Here is a 20,336-nt window from a genome sequence, read left to right as displayed (position 1 = left end):
ACCTATGCCAACTCGACGACCACCGGCGCGTGATCCGACGGCGCTTTGCCCTTGCGCGCTTCGCGGTCGATGTACGCCGACTCGACGGTCACGCCGGCGCTCGCGTACACGAGGTCGATCCGCATGCCCATGTTCTGGTGGAACATGCCGGCCCGGTAGTCCCAGTAGGTGAAGGGGTGCGGGCCCTTCATCGGCGTCGGCACCACGTCGGTGAAGCCGGCGGCCAGGATCCGCGCGAGCGCGTCCCGCTCCGGTGCGGTGACGTGGGTCGAGCCGACGAACGCCTTCGGGTCCCACACGTCCGCGTCGGTGGGCGCCACGTTGAAGTCGCCGGCCACGACCACGGGCCGGCCGGTGGCGAGGTCGGCCGCGAGCGCGTCGCGGAGGGCGGCGAGCCAGCCCAGCTTGTACTGGTAGTGCGGCGAGTCGGGCTCGCGGCCGTTCGGCACGTACACCGACCAGACGCGCAGCCCGCCGCAGGTGGCCGAGATGGCCCGCGCCTCGGGGTCGGGGAAGCCGGGCTCGGAGTCGAAGCCGCGCACGACGTCTTCGATGCCGACCTTGGACAGGATCGCCACGCCGTTCCACTGGCCGCTGCCGTGGGTGGCGACCTCGTAGCCGGCCTCCTTGAGCTCGGCGGTGGGGATGGCCGCGTCCGCGAGCTTGGTCTCCTGGAGCAGCAGCACGTCGGGCTGCTTGTCGGCCAGCCACGGGAGGACCCGGGGCAGGCGCATCTTCAGCGAGTTGACGTTCCACGTGGCGAGACGCATCCACCGAGCCTAAGCGCCCCCGGTCACGGGTGCAGCGACAGTCCCTTCAACACCTTGTCCACCGCGTTCCGCGGGCCGTGCACCGACAGGCCCACCAGCCGCAGCTTCTCCGCCGGCACCGCGCGCACCGCGGCCCGGTTGTCCTCGTCGTTGCCGGTCGTGAAGAGCTCCTCGGTGTAGACGCCGACCGCCAGACCCCGCTCGACCGCCTTGGCCCGTGCCTCGGTGAGCGCGTCGAGGTCGGCCGCGTACACGAGCACCGGCTGCCCGAACATCGGCAGGTAGGAGGTGCCGGAGGCGTCCTCGTACGGCTCGCCGACCGAGGACGGGAAGGCGCCGGCCACGCCCGAGGCGAGGAAGGCGGTCACGTTCAGCCGCTGCCAGGCGGCCAGGTCGTCGCGGACGACGATAGCGATCTTGGTAGTGGCCATGCCGCCATGATCACCCCGGCGGTCCGCGGCGGTCTTGGACGCTCGTGCGCGGGGGATACTTGGCGGGTGGGGGACTGGGCGCGATACTGGCGGGCCGCCGACCGGCCGCTGGAGGCGATGCACGCCCACTTCGAGCAGCACGTCTACCACCGGCACAGCCACGACACCTACTCCTTCGGCGTGACCGAGACCGGAGCGCAGTCCTTCACCTGCCGGGGCGCCGCGCACACCTCCAGCGCCGGCATGGTGATGGCGTTCAACCCCGACGAGCCGCATGACGGTCACGCCGCCGACGCGCTCGGGTTCACGTACCGGATGGTCCACATCGGCCCCGCCCTGGTGGGTGACGTGCTCGCGGACCGTGCCGAGCGCGAGGTCGGGCTGCCCTTGTTCGCCGAGCCGGTGGTGGCCGACGCGACGCTGGCCGGTGCGGTGGCCGGCCTCCACGCGGCGCTGGTCGGGCCGGCGACCGCGCTGGCCCGCGACGAGCGCCTGGCCGCCGCGGTAGCGGCGATCACCCGCCACGCCCGGACCGCGCCGGCACGCCGCCTCACCGGCGCCGCCGGCATCGCGCGGCGGGTCCGCGACCGGCTTGACGAGGAGTACACCGAGGACCTGACCGCCGCCGATCTCGCGGCCGCCGCCGGCACCAGCCGGTTCGCGGTCTACCGCGCGTTTCGCGACGTCTACGGGCTGTCGCCGAGCGACTACCAGCGCCAGGCGCGGCTGCGGCAGGCCCGCCGGCTCATCGGCGCCGGCTGCGGGATCGCGGAGGCGGCCGCCGCGGCCGGGTTCGCCGACCAAAGTCATCTCAACAGGTGGTTCACGCGCTGCTACGGGGTAACACCGGGCGCGTACCGCGACGCCACCCACCCAGCAAACTAGGACAAAGTGATACGACGGCAGCAAGACAGGCAGGGTATACCTCAACCGGGCGTGACGGTCTGTGCCATCGTTTGCTGGTGGCCACTGTGAACCCGGAGCGCGACGCGGTCGTGACCCGCCCCGGGCGGGCCAGGGTGGGCCTGCGCGCGCTGCGCGGCTGGCGGCCCACCATCCGCCGGGTACGCAGCATCCTGCGCAACGCGGTGACCTCGTTCATCGTGCTCGCCGGCACGTTCTGGCTGCTGCCCGGCGTGACCGCGAGCAACCTCGTCGCGCTGCTCGGCCTCGTGGTGGTGGTCGCCGCCGTCGGCGCGCTGCTGCGGCCGCTCCTGCTCGCGCTCGCCACCGTGCTCGGCGGCTTCGGCGCGCTGGTGCTGGGCGCGATGGTGCAGGCCATCGTGCTGTACGTGGCGCTGTGGTTCGCGCCCGACACCCACGTCGCCAACCTCCCGGTGGTCTTCGGCGCGTCGTGGGTCGCGGTCGCGCTGTCGGCACTCGTCAACTGGTTCGCCGACGCGGGCACCGACGACACGTTCGTGAGCGAGACCGTGCGCCTGATGGCCCGGGTGCGCCGCCTCGAAGAGAAGGTCAAGCAAGGCACCGGCGCCGTGGCCTGCCCGGACGGCCTGCTGGTGATCCAGCTCGACGGCGTGCCCGCGCCGCTGCTGCGGTGGGCCGTGCGCGCCGGCAACCTGCCCAACGTCGGCCGCTGGCTGGGCACCCGCAGCCATCGCCTGGCCACCTGGCACACCGGCATGCCGGCCACCACGCCCGCCGCCCAGGCGGGCATCCTTTACGGCGACGTCCGCCGGGTGCCGGCTTTCCGGTGGTACGAGAAGGACAGCCGCCGCCTCGTCGTCACCAGCCGTCCCCGCGACGCGGCCGAGGTCGAGCGGCGGCTGGCCGGCGACCAGGGCCTGCTCCGCGACGGCGGGGTGAGCATCAGCAACGTGTTCTCCGGCGACGCCGCCACCTGCCTGCTCACGGTCAGCCACGCCGCGCTGCCCGGGCGCAACGCGCGGGGGTACGCCTCGTTCATGACCAGCCCGTACGGCTTCACCCGCGCGGTCGTGCTCGGCATCGGCGAGCTGATCCGCGAGCTGCACCAGGCGCGGGTGCAACGCCGCCGCGACGTACGCCCGCGGGTCAGCCGCGGTGGCGCGTTCCTCGCGCTGCGCCCGGCCACCACGCTGCTGCGCGACCTCAACGTCACGCTGATCGCCGAGCAGATGGCCCGCGGCGCGCCGGTGATCTTCTGCGACTTCGTCGACTACGACGAGGTGGCCCACCACGCCGGCCCGGCCCGCCCGGAGGCGCTCGACGTGCTGGAGTCGCTCGACCTGGTGCTGGGCATGCTGGAGCGGCTCTCCCGCGAGGCGGCCCGGCGATACCACCTGGTCGTCCTCTCCGACCACGGGCAGAGCCAGGGTGCCACGTTCCGCCAGCGGTTCGACGAGTCGCTGGAAGAGGTGGTGGCGCGGCTGGCGCGGGGTGGCACCAACGGCCACCGGCCGGGCGCCGCCACCCGCACCGTCGAGGAGTGGGGCCGGGTAAACGCACTGCTGACCGAGGCGGTCAGCCGCCAGGGGCCGACCGCCGCCGCGACCCGGAAAGCGATCCGCAAGCACACCCACGACGGCGAGGTCACGCTCGGCCCGGCCGACGAAGAGGCGAAGGCGATCGCCGAACGCGACCCGGAGACCGTGGTCATCGCCTCCGGCAACCTCGGCATGGTCTACCTCACCCGCCACCCGGAAAAGCTCACCCGCGACAAGATCGAGGCCGAGCACCCGGAGCTGGTCGCCGGGCTCGTCGCCCACCCCGGCGTCGGCATCGTGGTGGTCGACGAGGCCGAGCACGGACCGGTGGCACACGGCAAGCGCGGATGGCACCGCCTGCGCGACGGGCACGTCGAGGGCGAAGACCCGCTGGTGCAGTACGGCCCGCGCGCCCGCGAAGACCTCCTCCGCCACCAGCAAATGGACCACGTCGGCGACCTGGTGCTGGTCAGCGTCGTCGAGCCGGGCATCGAGGAGGTCGCCGCGTTCGAGGAGCTCGTGGGCAGCCACGGCGGGCTGGGCGGCTGGCAGACCGAGGCGTTTCTGGTCTACCCGTCGGGGTGGACGCTGGAGACCGATCCCGTGGTCGGGCCGGACGGGGTGTACCGCACGCTGCTGAGCTGGCTCGACAAGCTGGGGCTGCGCCTCGACGCGCCGGATCTCCGGGAGGCCGAGCCGGTCAGGCTTCCGTCTGCCGGGGCCTGACCTCGCGGGCTTCGGCCGCCGCCTCCCGCCGCCGGCTGATGATCGAGGCGGTCTGTGAGATCAGCAGCACCAGCAGCACCGCGGCCACCACGCTCTGCCAGGGTTCCGGGAAGATCGCGTACCCGAAGATGCCGATCCCCGCGTACACGGTCGACCAGAGCAGGCAGGCCGGCAGGTTGGTGACCGCGAACCGCCGCCAGTCCAGGCCCATCAGCGCCGCCGCCAGCAGCACCGGCACCCGCCCGCCGGGCAGCAGGCGGGAGACGAGCAGCACGGAGATCTGCCGTTCCTGGAGCTTTTTGCTCATCCGCTCCAGGCGCTCCTTGTCGCGCAGCCAGTGCAGGCGCCGGGCCAGCTGCTCGCCGCCCCACCGGCAGATCGCGTACATCGCGAGGTCGCCGATGTACGCGCCGCCGGCCCCGGCCACGATCACGAGCAGCACGTACAGCGGGTTCTGGTGCGCCGCGTAGGCCGCCGCGCCGCTCACCGCGGCTCCGGTCGGCACGATCGGCACCACCGCGCCGAAGGTCACCACCACGATGAGCGAAACCAGCGTGCTGAGGAGCGCACTCACGGGATCACCGTCATGGAGTCGCCCGGGGAAAGGACGGTCACGCGGGTGCCCGGCGCGACGGTCTCGGTGATCCGCGCGAAGTCCGGCCCCGGGTTGTGAAACCGGTCCGGCCGCACCCGCGCCATCCCCACCGGCCAGAACGTGCCGAAGTGCACGGGCACCGCCTCCCGCGGCGCCGCCCGCCGCATCGCCTCGGCCGCCGTGTAGGCGTCCAGGTGCCCGCGCCCCAGCGTCGGCCCCCAGCCGCCCACCGGCACCAGCGCCAGGTCGAGCGGGCCGAGGTCGGCCATCCCGTCGAAAAGCCCGGTGTCGCCGGCGAACCAGGTGTTGGCCGCGCCGTGCACCGTGTAGCCGAGGGCCGCCGCCCGGTGCCGTGACCACGGACCGCGAGCGCCGTCGTGGGCGGCGGGGACAGCCTTGATCCGCACCCCGCCGACCGCCACGTCGTCGCCGACGGCCAGCTCCGCGCACCGCCGATGGAACGCCGGCCCGAGCCGCTGCCGCACGAACGCGCCCGCACCGGCCGGCACGACGAGCGTCGCCTCCGGCCCGAGCCGCCGCAGCGACGCCACGTCGAGGTGGTCGGCGTGCAGGTGAGACACGAGCACCGCGTCGGGCGGCCCGGCCAGCCGTGGCGCGACACCGCGCATCCGCTTCAGGTGCGCGATCCGGTCACCGAGGACGGGGTCGGTCACGATGCGCACGCCGGAGTCTTCGACCCAGACGGTGCTGTGCCCCCACCAGGTGACCTGGACCTTGTACGTCACGCCGCTACGGTACGGGACCGCCCGGCGCCCACCCACTCAACCGTCGAGCCGCGAGAACGTCGCTCGGCAGGTCAAGGACGAGGCTCGGTCGGAGCGGGGCGCTGTACCGGGATGATCTCAGCGAGCCTGTCCAAGCCCGCGAAGTCGTCGGGATTGGTGGTGTAGATCGGCAGGCCGTTGACGATCCCGATCGAGGCGATCATCAGATCGGCGAGCCGCCTGCGCGGCTTGCGGCCGGCAGCGAGCACCGCGGCGGTAACTCGCCCAAACGCCCGCGCCGCGTCCGCGTCGAACGGTAGTGGATCGAATGTGGCCTCCACGTGCTGGAGGATGCTGATCCGGCGTGCGCGCTCCACCGGGTCGTCAGCATGGTGCGGGCCGGCGGACAGCTCGGCAAGCGTGACCGCGCTTATGACCAGCTCCTCCGGCAGATCGGCGGCGTCGAGGCGGGAGAGATGGATGACGATGTTGGTGTCGATCAGTCCTCGACTCGACGGCTCACCACTCACGGCTGTCCAGGTCGTCGTCGACGCCAGCGTCGAGGTCGGCGCGGAACCGATCGGCGTCGATCCTGGGAGCCGTGGCGAACGCGGCTATGACCTCCTCCCGCGGCACGAAGGTGCGGCGGCGCAGCGGGATCAGACGCGCGATCGGCGTGCCGTTGCGGGTGATCGTGAACGACTCACCGCGCTCGACGCTTCGCATGATCTCGCCTGACTCGTTGCGCAGCTCGCGCTGGGTGATTTCGCGGGCGTGCTCGGCCATGTAGCCCATTCTAAGTCTGATGTGCTACTTGGTGCTACGCCGCCAACCGTGAAGCTGCCTGGGACCGCCGTCGGTCAGGTCGCCCACTCGTGCACCTCGCCTTCGTGGAGGCCGGCGTAGACGCGGTCGCGTAGGGCGTTGGCCTCGGTCGAGGTGAGCGTGCGGGTGAGGTCGCGCAGGACCACGCGGAGCAGCACGTTCTTCTGGCCCGGCCGCAGGCCCATCCGCGTGCGCGCGGACTCGGGCAGGTCCGCGTAGCCGGTCTCGGAGCGCACCGAGACCTCCTCGACCGCGGCGGCGTCCGGGCCGAGCAGGTCGCGTACGCGGTCGCCGAGCAGTTCGGCGTCGAGGTCGTCCGCCACCGCGAGGGAGAGATCGCGGTGCGCGGCCGGCATGGCCGAGACCGGGCGGTACGGCGAGAGATCGCGCATCTGCGCCGCCACCCGCGGGTCGGTCGAGCGCAGCAGCCGGATGTCGTCGACGCCCTTCGCGAGCATCACGAGCCGGTCCAGGCCGAGCCCCATCGCGAGGCCGCTCGGGCCGCCGGTGACCTCCGGGTGGGCGAGCCCGCACTCACCGACCTCCACGTCGCCGACGTATATCTCGCGGCCGGCGAGCGTGTACGGGTGGGTGTTCGGCACGGTGTGCCACGGACGGTCGGGCAGCACGGCCGTGACGACCAGGCCGATCATGTGCACGAGGTCGGCCTCGGTTAGTGGGGGACCGGACCGGCGGATCCGCCACAGGTCGAGCTGGTGTGGCTCACCGACGTGGTGGCGGTCGATCACGTCCCGCCGGTAGCAGACGCCGGGCACGCTGAGCAGCACGTCCGGCAAGCCGTTGGCGTCCAGGAGCGCGGGGATCCGGGCGGTGGTGTGCGAGCGGAGCATGCGGCCGCCGTCCAGGTAGCGGCTGTAGCGGCGGTCGCGGGTGACCGCTTCGGGCGAGTACCGCAGCCGGTCGTAGTTGTCGGTCACGGACACGATCCGCGGGCCGGGGTCGCGGCGCACCGGGATCGCCCAGGCACGGGCCAGCGCGTACTCGATGGCGGATACGACGTGCTGCATCGCGTGTTCGCCGGCTTCGGGGTCGGTGAGGTCGCGCAGGTCGAGGGCAGCGCGGAGTTCTTCGGGCGTCATGGCGGATCCTCGAAAGAGAGACGGGTCGAAAATGGCGAGAGCCCCCCGGCGTGGCCAGGGGGCTCGTCTCGCGCCGTCTCCGTCAGCGCAGCCGCGGTCGCCCACCGGTCACCCGGGGGCGGAGAAATCGCGTCGCGGCGTACGTCACCCGTCGAGTGTGCCGTGTGGGCGCATCGCCCGGCAAGCGGGTTGAATGTCGGCGTGCCGGAAAAAATCCTGCTGGATACCGACATCGGTTCGGACATCGACGACGCGGTCTGCCTCGCGTACCTGCTGGCCCAGCCGCGCTGCGAGCTGCTCGGCGTCACCACGGTCACCGGCGAGGCCACCAAGCGCGCGATGCTCGCCTCGGCGCTCTGCCGGGTGGCGGGAGTGGACGTGCCGATCCGGCCGGGCGAGGAGGCCACGCTCGCCGGCGCCCCGTCGCCGCAGGCGCTCGCCCACCAGGCCGACCGGGTGGCCGGCTGGCCGCACGAGAGCGAGTTTCCGCGGGGGGAGGCGGTCGACTTCCTGGCCGCGACGATCCGCGCCCATCCGGGCGAGGTGACGCTGCTGACGATCGGCCCGCTCACCAACGCCGCCCTGCTCTTCGACCGCCACTCCGACACCGCCGGGCTGCTGAAGGCGCTCGTGCTGATGGGCGGTCGCTACACCACCGACGGCAAGCCCGAGTGGAACGTCCGATGCGACCCCGAGGCGGCCGCCCGGGTGTTCGCCGCGCCGGTGCCCCGCGTCCGCGCGGTCGGGCTCGACGTGACCCGCCAGGTCTACCTGGAGGCCGATGCCTTCAGCGCCCGCTGCACGGTCCCGCTGCTGCGCCCGGTGCGCGACTTCGCCGCGGTGTGGTTCGCCGAGCGCGACGGCATCTACTTCCACGACCCGCTCGCCGCGGTCACGGTCTTCGACGACGAGGTATGCGAGTTCACCCGCGGCGAGGTGACCGTCGACGGGAGTGGCGCCACCGCGTGGCGTCCGCGCGCGGACGGGCCGCACGAGGTCGCGACGGCGGTGGCGCCGGACCGCTTCTTCACCGACTACTTCGGAGTGTTCTGACCGCTACCAGGGCGGGGCCGGGCCGGAGGTCGAGTAGAGCGGGTGGCCGCGGAGCACGAGGCCGGAGCCGGGATCGGTGACGAGCTGGCGCACGCGGTCGAGCTCGGCCGGGGTCAGGCCGGCCGTCAGGAGCCGTCGCTGGTGGCGGACGAGGTCCACGGCCATCAGCAGGGCACCCGGATCACCGGCCGACCAGACCGGCACGTGGATCTGGGTGTCCACTGTGGTCAGACCGGCGGCGCGGGCCGCGGAGTGCGCGCGGATGGCCCAGGTCGGGTCGACGCCGAGCCCGGGCAGGATCTCCTCGCTCAGCAGGCGTTGACAGCGCTCGACGAGGCCGGCGTCGCGCGGGCTCGGTGCCGCGAGCACCGCGTTGTCGGGCCACAGGTGCCAGTCTTCGACGACGAGGGTGCCGCCCGGTCCCAGCGCGGCCGCCAGGCGCCGCAGCAGCCCTTCCGGGTGGGGTACGCGCATGAGCAACAGCCGGGCCCGGATCAGCCCGTACCGGCCGGGTGCCAGGACGGCCGGCGGGAGCGGGTCGCCCACCGCCGTCACCACCTCACCCGCCGCGCCGACCCGGTCGCGCAACCACACGGGAACGGCGCTGCCGCCCGGCCCGAGGTCGAGGCAGCGCGTGCCGGTCAGGTGTGGCAGCGCCGCGAGCCGCGCGATGCTGAACGTGTCGAGGGCGGCGGCGAGGTACACCTCCCGGCGCACCTCCAGGTCCGCCACGCTGACTGTCCTCATCGGATCTGCTGGGTGACGAAGTCGAACGCGACGACGTCCGCCGTCGGCAGCTCGCCGGCGATGATGCCGGTGCCGCGCAGGATGGCGACGGCGCGGGCGACGCGGGCGCCCTCGAAGACACCGGCCGTACCGTTGGCGCGCACGTAGGGCTCCATCAGCTCCACCTCTGCCGCCGCGGTGGCGGGGTCGGCCGTCGGCACGTACTTGCGGAGGATCTGGCCGCTTTCCTCCGGGTGGCCGATGGCGTACACGAGGCCCTCCAGGAGCGCGCCGGCGAAGCGCCGCACCAGATCCGGATCCTCCCGGATAACTTTGGTGGAGGCGAGGAGCGCGTTGCCGTACAGGTCGGTGAGCACGTCCGAGTACGGCAGCACGACCGCCGGGCGGCCGCCCGCCGCCTTTTCCACCGCCGGCCGCGCGACCACGAACTGGCCGACGCCGTCGACCTTTCCGGTGGCGAGCAGTTTCGGCATCTGTGCCGCCTCGGCGCCGATCCATCTCACCGTGCTCGCGTCCAGGCCGGCGAGCTTTGCGTACGCGGGAAAGAGCAGCCACGGCGCGCCGCCCCGCACGCCGCCGATCGTCCGGCCGGACAGGTCGCGCGGCGTCTTGACGCCGGTGGCGGCGAGCAGCGTGACGGAGTTGAGCGTGCGCTGCTGGATGACCGCGACGGCACGGACGTCGGCGCGGTACTTGCCGTTGCCGAGCACGATCATCACGGCGGAGAGGTCGTTGGCGGAGAACTGGGCCCGTCCCGATGCGAGCAGCCCGAGGTTTTCCGTCGTGCCGGCCCCGGGCCGGATCTCCACGTCGATGCCGGCCTCGGCGAAGAAGCCTTTCTCCTTCGCCACCCACGCGTACGACTCGCGGCCGAACGCGCCGACCGCGGTCAGGTAGGTCACCCTGTCCGCCTCCGCGGCTCTCGGCTCGCCGCCGCCGCTGTCGCAGGCACCCGCCGCCAGTACGACCGCGATCGCGGCGGCGGATGCGCGCTTGACGAGGTTCACGTTTCCTCCGGGATGGGAAGGGCGGGCGTGCCCGCGCATGTGGCGCGTCTGCGGGAGGCACACGGGCACGCCCGCCGGCCTCACCCGACGGCGCGGAATCGGTGTCGGCACGCCGTCGGGGAGTCTTTAATGGGGAAAGGGGCCGGGGTGCGCCTCGCACACGCACCCCGCGACCGCGATCAAGGAATGCATCCCGGCCGTCGTTTGCAAGATTTCACAGGGCCTTTCCGCCGAGCCTTTTCCTGGTCATGCTCGGAGCCCGGTCATGTTGCCGCGCTCGTTGGGAGGGACGCTGCCAAAGGCGAATTGTTGGAACAAGGACTGCGACGGGGAAAGGCGATGGCGCCCAAGCGGGTGGGTGGCCAAGACCAAGCAGTTTGCCCAAACGGCCGCGTGTCGCGGACATTGGTAAATGGCAAAACAACAGTTTCCATGCCACCCCTGGCATCTGCTGACCACGTCGTGGTAAAACTCTGTCCGGATCCGGGCGGGCTCGCACTCCGTCCGCATCGGTTATTTCACAAGCCTTTCCGCTACCCGGCCACCAGCAGGTCCATTTGAGAGGGTGGAATGCCAACCAAACGAGAGCAGTTCGTGCAGACCATTCGCGCGCAGTGGCTCGGCCAGCGGATGCGCGAGCTACGCGAAGAGCGGGGCCTGACACTCAAGTACATCGCGGCGTATCTCGGGGTGGAGTTCTCCACGCTCGCGCGCTACGAGCGGGCCGAGTGGCCCTTCCGGCGCGACCACGTGATCTCGCTGCTCGACGTCTACGGCGTCTACGACGAGCGCGAGCGCGCCCAGCTCGTGCAGCTGGCCCAGGACGCCTGGCGGGTCAACCGCTGGGATGACGACTTCGAGGGGACCGTCTACGACCAGACCTTCGTCGACTATCCGTGGCTGGAGTCGCGGTCCGAGGAGATCTGCACCTATTCCACGATGGTGTTTCCCGGGTTGGTGCAGACGCGTGACTACGCCGAGGCGGTGATCCGGTACACCGAGGGCGCGCAATCCAACCAGCAAAAGATCGACCGCTGGGTGCGGCTGCGGATGGAGCGGCAGCTCATCCTCGACGAAAAGCCGCCGAAGCGGTTGGCCGCCCTCGTAGAGGAGTCGGTGCTGCACCGACCGGTCGGTGGCCGTTTGGTCCTCCGCGCCCAATTGGAGCACCTCGCCCGCGTGGTGGAGCGTCCCCACGTGGAGGTGCGGGTGATCCCCACCCGGATGGGGTTGCACGGCGGGCTCGATGGCAGCTTCACGCTTTTCAAGATGCAGCGGCCATACCCCGAGGTGGCCTATGTGGAGCAGCTCGGCGGGCGACTTTTCATGGAGGCCTCCCGCGCCCACCGCTACTCCAAGGCGTACGATGCTTTGCGGGAGGTCGCACTCAGCGCTGCTGAGTCGATGGCGCTCATCGCAACACTCGCAGAGGAGTTGTCATGAGCGAGTCACTGCCGGGCGTCGCCTGGCACGTCAGCACAAGGAGCGACAGCCTCGGAGGCAACTGCGTCGAGGCCGGTCCGCTTGCCGACGGCAGCGGTCGTGTCGCGGTGCGGCACAGCAAGTCACCCGACGGCGCCACGATCGTCTACACCCGCGGAGAGTGGGAGGCGTTCGTCGGCGGCGTGAAGGACGGCGAGTTCGACTTCACCGCCTGACGGTCCCGCACTGATAGGGGGCAGGCGTGCCTGCCCCCTATCAGGGTCCACCCTGGACAGTCGACGACTTACGGCAGCTGCCACCATTCGATTTCGGTGACCGTGGCGCCCGCCACCACCACCGTGCCCGCCATCTCGGTCGGCGAGCGCCAGATGACGTAGGCGCCGGCCGGCAGTGCGGGAAACACCGCGGTGTAGCGGACACCGCTCGCGACGTGGCGCGCCCGCACGGCCACGTGCGTGCGCACCGACGGATCCTGGTCCTTCGGGCTGATCTCGATCTCACGACCGTGCCACTCGGGCCCGGTCACGATGACGAGCGCACCGGTGTTGCCGCCGATGTCGAGCACGACACTGCCCACACCGGACGGTCCAAGCATGTGGTGGTGGGTACTCATGACGGGTTGTTGAAGCCGTCGTAGGGGATGCCGAGGTAGGGGAAGCGGGCCAGGAACGGCGACGTGACGTCGGCCGCGCTCAGCCCCTGCTCCAGGATCGCCACGGCGTCGTCGGGCTTGAACTTCTTGTCCACCAACGCGAACGTCGCGCCGGCCACCGCGCGCAGCGCGATCGAGACCACGTCGTCCTTCACCCGCCGCCCGTTCGGAAAGCCGGCCAGGTCGCCGCCGAGCACACCGAGCGGGTTCTCCTTCTTGCTCGGCTTGATGTGCGTGTTGAGCCGCAGCATGTCGGCCTGGATCTCGCCGGTGCTGTTGGTGAAGCCGTCGATCAGCCCCTCGGGGATGCCGGTGAGCAGCACCGCCACGAGGTCCGCGCGCGGCGTCTTCTTCTTGTTGAGCGCGGCGAGGTTGTCGAAGACCCCCGGATACAGCACGGGTAGGAGCTGGGCGAGCTCGGGCTGCTCCACGAACTGGACGAAGTTCTTGTCCTCGGTGGGCGGCAGGCTGTTCCACAGGTCCTTCTTGGCCATCGGCACGATGACCTCGTTGAAGAGCGGGTTGCCGAGCCGGGACACCTGCACGTTCGGCCCCACGTACACGTCGTCGCTGTTGTGCCCGTGCAGCACCCGTACCTGCCGGCGGCTGGCACTGGTCCACACCCCGATGACCGGGCTCGACTTGCCGCGCAGGTCCTTGATGGGCACCTGGAGCGCGATGCTGTGCACGTTGACCCGGTCGGTGGCGTTGACCGCGTCGCCCGCCTTCTGGAAAGCCTTCTGGCCGAGCAGGTGCAGGTTTTGGAACGGCCGCAGGGTGCCCAGGTCGAAGATCGAGCCGAGGTCGACGAAGAAGCCCTCCGCACGCTGCCCCGCGAACACCTTCTCGCCGGTCTTCAGCTTGAACGTCGCGTCCGCCGCCAGCCCTTTGTAGTCCGGAATGGACAGTGGGCCGACGTTCGCGGGCGGGCAGGGCACGTTGCGGGCCAGCACTCGCGCGTTGCCATGACCGTCCACTTTGGTGATGCTGTAGAACTGCCGCCGGTTCCAGTTTTCACTGTCCAGCGACTCGATCGGGCCGGTGTTGTAGAGGAAGGTGTTCTCGTTGGTCACCTTCGTCTCGAAGCGGAACTGGTACGTCACGTCCGCGTGGCCGTCGCCGTTGTTGTCGACGTGGATCTCGTACAGCACGTCGTCGCCGAACTCGAAGAAGTTGGGGCCCGACGCCGGCGTTTGCAGCGGCACGTAGTTCGCGATCAGCGTGACCGTGTCCGGGCGATCCGGGCTGACGAACGCGTACAGGTCGGTGCTGTCGGCCACCGGATCCTTGGAGATCTCCGGGGCCTCACGATGAGAAGACATGCGGGAACCACCTCACAAGGCAGGGAAAAGAGAGAAGCGCTTACTTGCGGCGTGCGGCCTTGGCCATGCGTGATGCCAGATCGCGGTCTGTCACCTCGATGCGCCGCTCTCCGGCGAATACGTCAAGGCGTCCCGCTCTCAGGTCTTTGACCTGCACCACGATGGTCTCGCCGGGTGCCGCTCCGGCCTCCTCGAACGCCTCGCTGAGGCTGGCCACACTGACGACGGCGCCGCCGACTCCGACGGTGGCCGCGCCAAGCAGCACATTCCGCCGGCTCAGCATCGGCGCTCCTTTTGCCCGGTGGGCGTTTCTCACGGTCGTCCTTTCGACAGCACAACGAACAGAGAACTTCCGCCGGACGCCCGCCCTGCCGGCAACGGTGGATACGGATGCTGGCTGGGAAGAGTTCAAACGCTGAGGCCGATGGCTGGCCCGCGAGCTCACGCCCTATGTGCTTGAAGGAGTTCGAGCAGGCGGACGTCGACCATCCAGCCGTCGCGGGCCTCGAAGCGGCCACCCGGGCGGTGATGGCCGACCACGCCGAACGCGCCGGCGAACTCCCACAGCGCGTAGCCCCACCGCTGCTCCGCGAAAACGCCGAGCACGTCGGTGAACCACCGCAGCGCCACGTCGTCGGGCGTGTACTCGTAGCAGCCGAACTCGCCAATGTGGACGGGTGTGCCGGCGGCGGCCACCTCGCGCCACGGCTTGTAGAACTCGCGCAGCGCGGCGGCGTCCCACCACCGGCCCTCGTAGTCGCCAGGGTAGGCCGGCTCGGGCAGGTGCGCGTGCCCCGGCCACCAGCTCGCCCGGTAGTGGGTGACCGACATCGGCTGGTACCCGCGTCCACTGTGGAGGACGCCGAGGTCGGTGAGCTCCGGCATTGCCAGGTTGCCGCCGTCCAGACCGTCGATCACGATCGGGCGGTCGGAGTCGACGGCGCGGATCTCGGCGACCGTGCGGCGGATGACCGCCTCGTGCGCGGCCCGGGTGAAGCCGCGCAGGCCGAGCGCGGGCGGCTCGTTGACGAGGTCGAAGGAGAGCGCCGAGCCGGGCACGCCCCGGTAGCGGGTGGCGAAGCCGCGCCACAGCGCCGCGAACGCGTCCTGCGCGGGCCGGTCGGCCCAGAGGTTGTGCGGCTCGCTCTCCCAGCCCGTGATGATGTATCCGGGGGCCCGGTGCAGGCTGAGCGACAGGTGCAGGCCGCGGGCCCGGCAGGCGTCGAGGATCCGGTCGACGCGGGCCAGCGCGTGCTCGGCCGCGGGCGGGTAGCCCGGCGGGGCGGTGAAGAAGCGGTAGTCGCACGGCAGCCGGACGAAGTTGAAGCCCCAGCCGGCGATCGTGTCGAGCACGCGCGGGTCGGGCTCGGTCGCGCCGGCCGGCCGCATGAAGAGCCACTGGAGATTGAACCCATAGTGCGTCACGGACTGCCCCCAACTAAGCCGTCTGACGGTTCGCTCGCGAGCTCGCTCACTCAACCGGTTAAGTAACCCGAATGCTACGCCCGGGAGACCGTCGGTCGTGAGAAAGGCGACGACCGCCGACGCGACGGTGCTGCGACGGCGGCCGGAAGATTCGTAGATGGGAGCGCTCCGGCAAGAATAGAACTAAATCACTGCCCTTGGGAAGCCATCCCGCCATCCGACACGAAGCGGATTCGCCGAATCCGATAATCCGGATTTTCCGGGAAGGTGGCGCTACCTTCGTGTTTCCGGCCAACGGAGGCCGGGCATGCACGGCATACGGGAGGGGGCAACACCATGGGCACCAGGCTGATCTTGCGGCTGGCGGTACTGGCCATCGCCGTCCTCGCGATCGTCGGTCCGCCGGCGGCCGCCACCGCGGCCGTACCGGGCACGGCGGCGCCCGCCTCGGGCGGACACGGCGACATGCTCTTCATCGCCGGCGCCGGCATCGTCATGCTGCTGGCGGTCGGCGCGCTCGCCGCCGCGCAGAGCCGCGGGCGGGACGCCGCGGCGGGTCCGGAGAGAAGACCGGATCCGGTCGACGACCCCTGGGTGTAGCACCCATAGCGGTGGGTAAGCCACCGACATGGTTGCCGTTGGCTACACCCTGATGTGCGAGCAGACCGGTCCGAAGGAGCTCGTCGACTACGCGCAGCGCGCGGAGGGGGCGGGGTTCGACTTCGAGGTCATCTCCGACCACTACTACCCGTGGCTCGACAGTCAGGGCCACTCGCCGTACGCGTGGTCGGTGCTGGGCGCGGTCGCGCACACCACCTCGCGGGTCGACCTGATGTCGTTCGTGACGTGCCCGATCCGGCGGTACCACCCGGCCGTGGTCGCGCAGAAGGCGGCCACGGTCGGGCTGATGTCGGACGGGCGGTTCACGCTCGGAGTCGGCGCCGGGGAAAACCTCAACGAGCACGTGGTCGGCGCCTGGCCGCACGTGCAGCAGCGGCACGACATGTTCGAGGAGGCGCTGCAAGTCATCCGGTCGCTGCTCGACGGCGAGACGGTCACGTACTCGGGGGAGTACTACGACGTGCCGGAGGCGTACCTGTGGGATCGGCCGGACGGCGGCGTCCCGCTGGCGGTCGCGGCCTCCGGCCCGTCCTCGACCGCGCTCGCCGGCGAGTACGCGGACGGCCTGATCGCCGTCGAGCCGGACGCCCACGTGATCGAGCTCTTCGACGAGGCGGGCGGCGAGGGCAAGCCGCGCTTCGGGCAGGTGGCCGTCTGCTGGGGGCCGGACGAGTCGGAGTGCCGCAAGCGCGTCGTCGACCAGTGGCGCTGGTCGCCACTCGGCTGGAAGGTCAACGCGGAGCTGCCCGGGCCGGACTCGTTCGCGGCGGCGACCCAGTTCGTCCGCGAGGAGGACCTGGTGCGGACCGTGCCCTGCGGGCCGGACGTGGACAAGCATGTCGAGGCGTTCAACCGGTACGTCGACGCGGGGTTCACCCACGTGGCGCTGGTGCAGGTGGGCGGCGAGAGCCAGCCCGAGTTTCTCGACTGGGCCGAGCGCGAGCTGATCCCGCGCCTGCGGTAGCGGGGGCCGGGCGCCCGACCCCCGTACCGGGGAAGCTCAGCTGCGGCGGAACGCGTACCGCTTGGGCTGTGCGGCGCCCTGGCCGCCACGGCTCGCCTTGCCGCGCGACGCCGCGGCCGCCGGCTTGCCGGACCGGTCGACCTTGCGGTCGCCTTTGCCGTCGCTGTGCTGGAACGCCGCCGCGACGCTCTGCGCGGCCAACTCGTCGGGGTCGACGTGTACGGAGAATTCGCCAGGCATAAGGGGTGTCTCCTTCCGTAAGCGGAGTCCCGGGCGCACGCACGCGAGGCGCGAGGCACAGGGGGACGACGCCCGAGACAGAGGCTGATGTACGCGGGTCTCAGAAGGACGTCAGGAGATCATGCGGCCACGGTAACCCGGCCGGCCGCGGCCCGCCACCGATTTAGGCGCCCTCGGCCAGGTCTTCCGAACCGGCCGGCCGTGGGACGCAGAGCCACAGCGCTTCGGGCCGCATCTCGGCGCGGAGCGTGCGTCCCGGCTCGATCAGGTCGCCGTCGAGCTCGCGGGGCTGCGCGCGGTTGCTGGTCACCTGCACGCTCCGCCCGCGAAACACCTCCATCCGCGGCACCCGTCGCTGCCGCGTCGCCACCGCCCAGGCCAGCGACGCCCAGTGGCCGAGAGTGCGCGGGGTGAGCACCGCCACGTCGAACGCGCCGTCGTCCGGCTCGGCGTCGAGCAGCAGCCGCAGGCCGCCCTTGAGGCGGCCCACGTTCGCGATCAGGACCGTGCGCGCGCGGCGGCGGATGGGCGGCTTGTCATCGATCCGGATGGTGACCCGCATCGGGCGGTCGCGGAGGTGGCGGACGGCGCCGAACACGTACGCCGGCCAGCCGATCCGCGCCTTCGTCGTCTCCGAGGTGGCGGCGAGCATCTGCGCGTCGAAGCCCATGCCGGCCATCACCGCGAAGCACTCGCCGTCGACCGCGCCCACGTCGATCCGGCGCATCCCGCCGGCCAGCGCGACCTCGATGCCGCCGATCAGGTCGTGGGTGAGGCCGAGGTTGGCGGCGAGCAGGTTGCCGGTGCCGCTCGGCAGCACGGCGAGCGCGACCTCGGTGCCGGCGAGCTCGCTGACGCAGGAGCGCACGGTGCCGTCGCCGCCGCACGCGAAGACCACCCGCGCGCCGCCCTCGACCGCCTTGCGCGCCTGGCCCCGGCCGGGGTCCTCGCGGGTCGTCTCGTACCAGGCCGGCTCCGGCCAGCCGGCCTCGGTGAGCAGAGCGGTGACGGTCTGGCGCAGCTCGTCGAGGTCGACGACCTTCGTGGGGTTGACGACCACGGCCGAGGCGACTGTCACGGGGTCGAGTGTGCATGATCCGCGTTGACGCGCGTATCCCACCGCCCTAACATCGACGATCATCTAGGCCAAGCGCGTCCCGGGAGCCGGCGCGCGTCGTGGGCCGTTCTTCGTGCCGCCTCCCACGTACTGGGCAGACGTGGTTGGCGGCGCGCGCATCCCACGAGAGGAATCACCATGCGCGCAAATACGCGCCGCCGGCTCCCCTTCGCCCTCGCCGGGCTCGCGGTGTCCGTCGCGGTCGCGGTGCCGCTGGCCACCGCGCCGTCCGCGAGCGCCGCGGAGCCGGTCACCGTCGCCAACCACACCTTCGAAAACAACGACACCCATGGTTGGGCGCCGCGCGCCGACGAGACCGTCGCGGTGAGCACGGCCGTGGCACATTCTGGTACCGGCAGCCTGCTGGTCAGTGGACGGACCCGCACCTGGGAAGGGCCGACCCTCAGCGTGCTGGACACAATGGACAAAGGGGTCCGCTACACGCTGTCGGTGTGGGTCCGCGTCGCCGCCGGCGGCGGGTCCACCCAGGCCCGGCTGAGCGTCGAGCGGCGTACGGCCGGCACGCCCAGCTACGACCAGGTGGTCGGCAACACCAACGTCTCCGACGGCGCCTGGGTCAACCTCCAGGGCCAGTACACGCTCGCCCACGACGTCGAGTTCCTGTCGGTGTACGTGGAGACGGCCAGCGGGACGGCGTCGCTGCACATCGACGACTTCGTGCTGTCGTACGTGCCGGCGACACCGATCCAGACCGACATCCCGTCGGTCAAGGACGTGCTCGCGAGCCACTTCCCGATCGGCGCGGCGATCAGCGTGCCGCAGACGCTCGGCGAGCACGCCCGGCTGCTGAGCAAGCACTTCAACTCGGTCACGCCCGGCAACGCGCTCAAGTGGGACGCCACCGAGCCGACCGAGGGCACGTTCCGCTTCGCCGACGCCGACGCGATGGTCGACTTCGCGCGGGCGAACGGCATGGAGGTGCGCGGGCACACGCTGGTGTGGCACAACCAGACGCCGGCGTGGGTGTTCAACGACGCGAGCGGCGCCCCGATGACCCCCACCGCGGCGAACAAGGCGCTCCTGCTCTCCCGGCTCGACGCGCACATCCGCGGCGTGGTCGGGCACCACGGCGCCGACATCGCGACCTGGGACGTGGTCAACGAGGTCATCGACGAGAACCAGGCGGACGGGCTGCGCCGCAGCAAGTGGTACGAGATCGCCGGGCTGGACTACATCCGCACGGCGTTCCGGGTCACCCGCGAGGTGGCGCCGGGCGCGAAGCTCTACATCAACGACTACAACACCAACGTGCCGGCCAAGCGCGACAAGCTCTACAACCTGGTGAGCCAGCTCAAGGCCGAGGGCGTGCCGATCGACGGCGTCGGGCACCAGATGCACGTCAACGTGGACTGGCCGTCGGTCAGCGAGTCGGAGGCGATGATCCAGAAGTTCGTCCCGCTCGACGTGGACCAGCAGGTCACCGAGATGGACGTGAGCATCTACACCAACTCCGGCGAGTCCTTCCCGACCCCGCCGCGTGACCGGCTCATCCGGCAGGCGTACAAGTACCGCGACCTCTTCGACCTGTACAAGCGGTACTCGTCGGAGCTGACCTCGGTGACCGTGTGGGGCCTGGCGGACGACGACACGTGGCTCGACACCTTCCCGGTCGTGCGCAACGACGCGCCGCTGCTCTTCGACGAGCAGCTCCAAGCCAAGCCGGCCTACTGGGGCATCGTCGATCCCACCAGGATCGAAGCCACGCCGACGGCCACGGTGCCGACCTCGCCCTCGGTAGTGCCGACGACGAGCGCGCCGCCCACGACCACCCCTCCGCCGGCCGGTTCCTGCCAGGTCACCTACCGGGTCGTGGGGCAGTGGCCGGGCGGTTTCCAGGGTGAGGTGCGGGTCGCGCCGGGCCAGGCGCTGACCAGCTGGACGGTCGGCTGGTCGTTCGCGAACGGTCAGCGGATCAGCCAGCTCTGGTCCGGCGGCTACACCCAGAGCGGCGCCACCGTCACGGTGACAAACGCGTCCTGGAACGGCAGCGTGCCCGCGAACGGCTCGGTCACGTTCGGCTTCGTCGCCAGCTGGACCGGCACGAACGCGGCACCGGCGTCGTTCACCGTGAACGGGGCGGCCTGCTAGATGTGCGGGGCCCTCAGGTCGCGGCAACGACCTGAGAGCCC

General features: G+C 71.2%; 23 protein-coding genes. 8 read left to right on the top strand and 15 right to left on the bottom strand.

What is annotated here, in order from left to right; all coding sequences use genetic code 11:
• Nucleotides 1-2: 2 nt before the first annotated feature.
• Both AC5L36_RS33125 and AC5L36_RS33120 read right to left on the bottom strand, forming a co-directional pair.
• The gene (locus tag AC5L36_RS33125; RefSeq protein WP_441223886.1) at nt 3-770 is read right to left on the bottom strand and encodes an exodeoxyribonuclease III; all 768 of its coding nucleotides are present in this window, start codon (nt 768-770) and stop codon (nt 3-5) included.
• Between the two features lie 23 nt (nt 771-793).
• On the bottom strand, nt 794-1,201 hold the full coding sequence (locus AC5L36_RS33120; protein ID WP_441223885.1) for a DUF2000 family protein: 408 nt from the start codon (nt 1,199-1,201) through the stop codon (nt 794-796).
• Between the two features lie 66 nt (nt 1,202-1,267).
• On the opposite strand from AC5L36_RS33120, the gene AC5L36_RS33115 reads away from it, so the two are divergent.
• Together AC5L36_RS33115 and AC5L36_RS33110 are read left to right on the top strand one after the other, a co-directional pair.
• A complete protein-coding gene (locus AC5L36_RS33115) occupies nt 1,268-2,086 on the top strand; it encodes an AraC family transcriptional regulator (RefSeq protein WP_441223884.1) in 819 nt (272 codons plus the stop codon).
• A 77-nt stretch (nt 2,087-2,163) separates the two neighbouring features.
• Nucleotides 2,164-4,350 carry an alkaline phosphatase family protein gene (locus AC5L36_RS33110; protein ID WP_441223883.1) on the top strand — a complete coding sequence of 729 codons (2,187 nt, stop codon included), beginning with the start codon at nt 2,164-2,166 and terminating at the stop codon, nt 4,348-4,350.
• Here AC5L36_RS33110 and AC5L36_RS33105 read toward each other — a convergent pair.
• From AC5L36_RS33105 to srmL, 5 genes are all read right to left on the bottom strand, one after another.
• The gene (locus AC5L36_RS33105; protein WP_441223882.1) at nt 4,325-4,924 is read right to left on the bottom strand and encodes a DedA family protein; all 600 of its coding nucleotides are present in this window, start codon (nt 4,922-4,924) and stop codon (nt 4,325-4,327) included. The two genes, AC5L36_RS33110 and AC5L36_RS33105, sit on opposite strands and share 26 nt — an antisense overlap.
• On the bottom strand, nt 4,921-5,691 hold the full coding sequence (locus AC5L36_RS33100; RefSeq protein ID WP_441223881.1) for an MBL fold metallo-hydrolase: 771 nt from the start codon (nt 5,689-5,691) through the stop codon (nt 4,921-4,923). Before AC5L36_RS33100 ends, AC5L36_RS33105 begins: the two co-directional genes overlap by 4 nt.
• Before the next feature lie 71 nt (nt 5,692-5,762).
• Nucleotides 5,763-6,200, bottom strand: coding sequence for a type II toxin-antitoxin system VapC family toxin (locus AC5L36_RS33095; RefSeq protein WP_441223880.1), 438 nt, complete (start codon nt 6,198-6,200; stop codon nt 5,763-5,765).
• Nucleotides 6,190-6,456 carry a type II toxin-antitoxin system Phd/YefM family antitoxin gene (locus AC5L36_RS33090; protein ID WP_441223879.1) on the bottom strand — a complete coding sequence of 89 codons (267 nt, stop codon included), beginning with the start codon at nt 6,454-6,456 and terminating at the stop codon, nt 6,190-6,192. The genes AC5L36_RS33095 and AC5L36_RS33090 overlap by 11 nt, the downstream gene beginning before the upstream one ends.
• Before the next feature lie 74 nt (nt 6,457-6,530).
• A complete protein-coding gene (srmL, locus tag AC5L36_RS33085) occupies nt 6,531-7,595 on the bottom strand; it encodes a PheS-related mystery ligase SrmL (RefSeq protein WP_441223878.1) in 1,065 nt (354 codons plus the stop codon).
• A gap of 201 nt (nt 7,596-7,796) precedes the next feature.
• Between srmL and AC5L36_RS33080 the strand changes: the two genes are divergently transcribed.
• Entirely contained in the window at nt 7,797-8,648 is an 852-nt protein-coding gene (locus AC5L36_RS33080; RefSeq protein WP_441223877.1) for a nucleoside hydrolase, read from the top strand.
• 3 nt (nt 8,649-8,651) lie between these two features.
• On the opposite strand, the gene AC5L36_RS33075 is transcribed toward AC5L36_RS33080, so the two are convergent.
• Together AC5L36_RS33075 and AC5L36_RS33070 are read right to left on the bottom strand one after the other, a co-directional pair.
• Entirely contained in the window at nt 8,652-9,395 is a 744-nt protein-coding gene (locus AC5L36_RS33075; RefSeq protein WP_441223876.1) for a methyltransferase domain-containing protein, read from the bottom strand.
• The gene (locus AC5L36_RS33070; protein WP_441223875.1) at nt 9,392-10,402 is read right to left on the bottom strand and encodes an ABC transporter substrate-binding protein; all 1,011 of its coding nucleotides are present in this window, start codon (nt 10,400-10,402) and stop codon (nt 9,392-9,394) included. The genes AC5L36_RS33075 and AC5L36_RS33070 overlap by 4 nt, the downstream gene beginning before the upstream one ends.
• Nucleotides 10,403-10,972: 570 nt before the next feature.
• Here AC5L36_RS33070 and AC5L36_RS33065 point away from each other — a divergent pair.
• Nucleotides 10,973-11,845 (top strand): helix-turn-helix domain-containing protein, encoded by an 873-nt coding sequence (locus AC5L36_RS33065; protein ID WP_441223874.1) that lies wholly within the window; start codon nt 10,973-10,975, stop codon nt 11,843-11,845.
• Complete coding sequence (locus AC5L36_RS33060; protein WP_441223873.1) at nt 11,842-12,060, top strand: DUF397 domain-containing protein; 219 nt, start codon at nt 11,842-11,844, stop codon at nt 12,058-12,060. The genes AC5L36_RS33065 and AC5L36_RS33060 overlap by 4 nt, the downstream gene beginning before the upstream one ends.
• Nucleotides 12,061-12,128: 68 nt before the next feature.
• Here the strand turns inward: AC5L36_RS33060 and AC5L36_RS33055 are convergent, their stop codons facing one another.
• The 4 genes from AC5L36_RS33055 to AC5L36_RS33040 all read right to left on the bottom strand — a co-directional run bounded on the left by AC5L36_RS33055 (nt 12,129) and on the right by AC5L36_RS33040 (nt 15,244).
• Nucleotides 12,129-12,458 (bottom strand): phospholipase, encoded by a 330-nt coding sequence (locus tag AC5L36_RS33055; RefSeq protein ID WP_441223872.1) that lies wholly within the window; start codon nt 12,456-12,458, stop codon nt 12,129-12,131.
• Entirely contained in the window at nt 12,455-13,819 is a 1,365-nt protein-coding gene (locus AC5L36_RS33050; RefSeq protein WP_441223871.1) for a DUF4331 domain-containing protein, read from the bottom strand. The genes AC5L36_RS33055 and AC5L36_RS33050 overlap by 4 nt, the downstream gene beginning before the upstream one ends.
• A 40-nt stretch (nt 13,820-13,859) precedes the next feature.
• Complete coding sequence (locus tag AC5L36_RS33045; RefSeq protein ID WP_441223870.1) at nt 13,860-14,102, bottom strand: hypothetical protein; 243 nt, start codon at nt 14,100-14,102, stop codon at nt 13,860-13,862.
• A gap of 158 nt (nt 14,103-14,260) precedes the next feature.
• Complete coding sequence (locus AC5L36_RS33040) at nt 14,261-15,244, bottom strand: glycoside hydrolase family 5 protein (protein WP_441223869.1); 984 nt, start codon at nt 15,242-15,244, stop codon at nt 14,261-14,263.
• A 336-nt stretch (nt 15,245-15,580) separates the two neighbouring features.
• Here AC5L36_RS33040 and AC5L36_RS33035 point away from each other — a divergent pair, with 336 nt between their 5' ends.
• Nucleotides 15,581-15,844 (top strand): hypothetical protein, encoded by a 264-nt coding sequence (locus tag AC5L36_RS33035; protein WP_441223868.1) that lies wholly within the window; start codon nt 15,581-15,583, stop codon nt 15,842-15,844.
• A 28-nt stretch (nt 15,845-15,872) separates the two neighbouring features.
• Nucleotides 15,873-16,829, top strand: coding sequence for a TIGR03557 family F420-dependent LLM class oxidoreductase (locus AC5L36_RS33030; RefSeq protein ID WP_441223867.1), 957 nt, complete (start codon nt 15,873-15,875; stop codon nt 16,827-16,829).
• Between the two features lie 36 nt (nt 16,830-16,865).
• Here the strand turns inward: AC5L36_RS33030 and AC5L36_RS33025 are convergent, their stop codons facing one another.
• Complete coding sequence (locus AC5L36_RS33025) at nt 16,866-17,069, bottom strand: hypothetical protein (RefSeq protein WP_441223866.1); 204 nt, start codon at nt 17,067-17,069, stop codon at nt 16,866-16,868.
• A gap of 163 nt (nt 17,070-17,232) precedes the next feature.
• Nucleotides 17,233-18,147 carry a diacylglycerol/lipid kinase family protein gene (locus tag AC5L36_RS33020; protein ID WP_441223865.1) on the bottom strand — a complete coding sequence of 305 codons (915 nt, stop codon included), beginning with the start codon at nt 18,145-18,147 and terminating at the stop codon, nt 17,233-17,235.
• Nucleotides 18,148-18,324: 177 nt separating this feature from the next.
• Between AC5L36_RS33020 and AC5L36_RS33015 the strand changes: the two genes are divergently transcribed.
• Nucleotides 18,325-20,295: an endo-1,4-beta-xylanase gene (locus AC5L36_RS33015; RefSeq protein WP_441223864.1), complete on the top strand. Its 1,971-nt coding sequence runs from the start codon at nt 18,325-18,327 to the stop codon at nt 20,293-20,295.
• The last annotated feature ends 41 nt before the right edge of the window (nt 20,296-20,336 follow it).

Source organism: Phytohabitans sp. LZ39 (assembly GCF_059359075.1).
The sequence above is the reverse complement of the archived record's forward strand: the minus strand, read 5'-3'. Positions and strand labels throughout refer to the sequence as shown.